Below are 3349 nucleotides of genomic sequence, written 5' to 3'. Positions count from 1 at the left end.
GCGGTCCGGTGAGCTGGGCGCTCAGTTCGGGGTCCGCCAGGATTCTCGCGGTTGCCCGCCACTCGGCGATCACCTCGCGCTGGCGGTCGTGGCGTTCGGTGGTGAGGTACAGGTCCTCGCCGTCACGACGGGTGACGTGGACGCGCTGCGCCTGCTCGACGGTGTCCGCGACACGCTTCGAGTTCTTCGACAGGTCGGAGAACGACACGGTGAGAGTGGACATGCGACCACGCCACTTCGGAATACGTTCCGAAGTCAATGGGCGAATGCACCTAATTGGGTACGGACTTCCGCGTCGTGGTTCGAGAGCATGGCGGGAACGCCTGGAGGGGCCTGACGTGTGGAGATCCGCAGCAGTAGGGGGTGGTGCAGTGCTCGGGTTCATGGCGTTCGCCGCCGCACTGCTCCGATCGACGAGGACGGTCCTGCGGCTGGCGGCCGACGTGGTGCGCTCCTGGCGAGATCTCCGGCAGGCCCTCTCGAGCCGTTCTGATCGATCGCCAGGAAACGCCGCCACCTGGTTCCATCGTCGTAGGATCGCCATCGCGCGCATGGCGGTAATCGCATGCTCTGTGCCGGCGCAGTCCGGCGTCCGCCGTGGCATCGGTTGGAACGGCGTAGCTGGGGCGGCGGGGAGCGCCGGGTCGAGCGGGACGGGAAGTCGATCCGTTGCCTGCGGTTCTACTTGCGGCCCGGAGTCCACTTCATGCCGAGCCGGTACGCCCGGGAAATCACGTCCTGGATCCCCGGGCCGTCCTTCGGGGTGAACCACCTGACCTCGCGTCCGACGACGAGTTCGCCCTTCTGCCGCTTGATCAGGGCGATCGCGCACGCGTGCGCTTGCGGTGGGCACTCGTCGAGGCGCACCTCGAAGCGGTCACCGCGGTCGGAGGTGAGGGTCACCACCGCGTCGAGGCCGCGGAAGTCCCCGGATCCCTCGTAGATGTAGACGAAGAGGAGGAGTTTCGAGAACTCGGCCTGGTGATCCAGGTTGATCACGAGGTTCTCGCCGGTAGCCCGCGCACCGGTCCGGTCGTCCGCGTCGAGCGCGACGTACGGGAAGCGGTCCACCGAGCCGAAGGAGTTGCCCAGTGCCTGGACGACGGTCTTGCGGCCGTTACTGAACCTGATCATGCATCCGAGGTCGAGGTCCACGTCCTTGACCGCCGAGGCCTGCAACGAGGCCCGCATCTTCCGGAAGATGCCACGTACCTCTCCGGCCTTCTGCTGAGCGGCGGCCTGGGCCGACGTCCAGTTCAGGTTGACCCGGATGAGACCTGACGTCACGCCGTGCTTGTCCAGGGAGACGGTGGGGGACGCCTTCGTCAGGACGACTGGGGTGGGGACCATGTGGACGGCACGCTCCTGGACGGTGGATCGAGGTGAAGCAGGTGTAGCCGACATCGAAGCCTTGGCCCGAGTCCTCGGGACGGGTGTTCGCTGATCCGTGACTGCTTCGACACTGGATCGCTGTCCGTGGAACTGGGTGGAGTGCGGTGCCGCGACCGGGAAGGGCCGGAGAGTCAGACCTTCAGCACCACGATGTGGTCCGGCAGCAGTCTCTCCAGGTCCTCCGGATCGGAGGTGAAGACCGTCACCTGGCCCCGCTGCCGCAGCGCCACCACCGCGAGCACGGCGTCGATCGCGTACTTGTGCCCGTGCAGGCCGGCGTCCGCCAGCAGTCGACGCGCCTGTCGTGCCTCGTCCTTGCCCAGTTCGGCGACGTTCACCCGGGACAGCACCCAGTCCCAGCGCTGCTCCGTGGTGCGCGCGTCGTACGCCTCGACCAGGGTCATCGGCGAGGTGACGATCTCCGCCTCGCCGCGGGCGGCGAGGTCGAGGCGGGCGATCATCATCCGATCACCGCGGACCGCCAGCGACAGTGCCTCGCTGTCCAGCACGAAGACACGCAGCCGCCGGACCTCCTCGGCGCGCTTCTTCACGCGGCCGCCCCGCTGCTCTTGCCACGGGCTGCCCGGCGCCGGTCGTGCTCCGCGTCGAGGTCGTCAAGCTCCGCGTAGGCGGCAGCCCGTTCGTCACTGCGGACCGGCCCGTGCTCTTCCTCCAACCAGACGACCAGTTCCTGCAGACGGTCACGGTCGCGCTTGGCCCGGAGGGCGTCGGCGACGTAGGCGGAGAGGCCGCGATCGGCGCTGTCCGCGCGGATCTCGTCCAGCAGTTCCTCGGGAAGGGTAACGGTGACCTTCTTGGATGCCATACAAGTCACCATACTCGCCATATAGCAGGGGGATCTGGTTTCTCGGGAAACGCCGAAGGCCCGGACCGCAGTTGCGGTCCGGGCCTTCGATCAGGCGGAGGATACGAGATTCGAACTCGTGAGGGGTTGCCCCCAACACGCTTTCCAATTCTCCTCAGCACTGTCCGCCGGAGTTCACGTCTGTCCTGACCTGCGGCGGAGCACGCGATCGGGCGGCGGCTGAACCTGGCGTAGACGAGGTGGACGGTCCGGCCCGGCTCGTCGACGAGGTAGCGCACGCGCCCGCCGGCGGTCACCTCGTACTCCCACTGCGGTAGTTCGTCCCCGCCGAGAACGCGCGTCGAAAGGCGGCCGCGTAGCCGGTGCTGCCGATCGGGGTCACTCGCGGACAGGGGGTCGGTGCGGAGGGCTTCGAAGCAGCGTCGGGTGTTCCCCGGCGCTTCCGCACAGAGGCCGCCCCATCGCGGTCCGGTGAGCTGGGCGCTCAGTTCGGGGTCCGCCAGGATTCTCGCGGTTGCCCGCCACTCGGCGATCACCCGGTGCAGGCTCGCGCTGGCGGTCGTGGCGTTCGGTGGTGAGGTACAGGTCCTCGCCGTCACGACGGGTGACGTGGACGCGCTGCGCCTGCTCGACGGTGTCCGCGACGCGCTTCGAGTTCTTCGACAGGTCGGAGAACGACACGGTGAGAGTGGACATGCGGCTACGCTACTTCGGATTACGTTCCGAAGTCAACGCGTAAATGTACCTGGTCACGTACAGACTTCCGCGTCGCAGGCCTGGAGCATGGGGTGGGCGTTCGGGAGGCTGATGTGTGGCGATCTGCAGCTGAGTGGGGCGGTGCTGTGCTGGGCGCCATGGCGTTCGCTGCGGCACTGCTTCGATCGGTGCTGACGGTCCTGCGGCTGACTGCCGACGTGGTGCGCTCCTGGCGAGATCTGCGGCGCGCCATGTCGAGCGGCTGCCCTGGGGAACGCCGAAGGCCCGGACCGCTGAGCGGTCCGGGCCTTCGATCAGGCGGAGGATACGAGATTCGAACTCGTGAGGGGTTGCCCCCAACACGCTTTCCAAGCGTGCGCCCTAGGCCTCTAGGCGAATCCTCCGTGGGAGAGCTTAGTACATGGAGAGGGGTGG

Annotated in this window: 4 protein-coding genes, 1 tRNA gene and 1 pseudogene; all 6 read right to left on the bottom strand. The window is 67.5% G+C overall.

Features of this window, described 5'->3' with window-relative positions:
- Window positions 1–223 (bottom strand): annotated as a pseudogene (locus IH44_RS0139645) (prevent-host-death family protein); the annotation flags it as partial.
- Between the two features lie 458 nt (window positions 224–681).
- Entirely contained in the window at window positions 682–1350 is a 669-nt protein-coding gene (locus tag IH44_RS0139640; RefSeq protein WP_030464708.1) for a hypothetical protein, read from the bottom strand.
- A gap of 173 nt (window positions 1351–1523) precedes the next feature.
- A complete protein-coding gene (locus tag IH44_RS0139635; RefSeq protein ID WP_030464707.1) occupies window positions 1524–1943 on the bottom strand; it encodes a PIN domain-containing protein in 420 nt (139 codons plus the stop codon).
- Window positions 1940–2218, bottom strand: coding sequence for a hypothetical protein (locus IH44_RS0139630; RefSeq protein WP_030464706.1), 279 nt, complete (start codon window positions 2216–2218; stop codon window positions 1940–1942). Before IH44_RS0139630 ends, IH44_RS0139635 begins: the two co-directional genes overlap by 4 nt.
- A 378-nt stretch (window positions 2219–2596) precedes the next feature.
- Complete coding sequence (locus IH44_RS47075) at window positions 2597–2914, bottom strand: hypothetical protein (RefSeq protein ID WP_232795276.1); 318 nt, start codon at window positions 2912–2914, stop codon at window positions 2597–2599.
- A 319-nt stretch (window positions 2915–3233) separates the two neighbouring features.
- A tRNA-Ser gene (locus tag IH44_RS0139620) sits at window positions 3234–3318 on the bottom strand.
- Window positions 3319–3349: the final 31 nt, after the last annotated feature.

The sequence above is a fragment of the Kitasatospora sp. NRRL B-11411 genome, from assembly GCF_000721345.1.
GTDB lineage: Bacteria > Actinomycetota > Actinomycetes > Streptomycetales > Streptomycetaceae > Kitasatospora > Kitasatospora cineracea.
The sequence above is the reverse complement of the archived record's forward strand: the minus strand, read 5'-3'. Positions and strand labels throughout refer to the sequence as shown.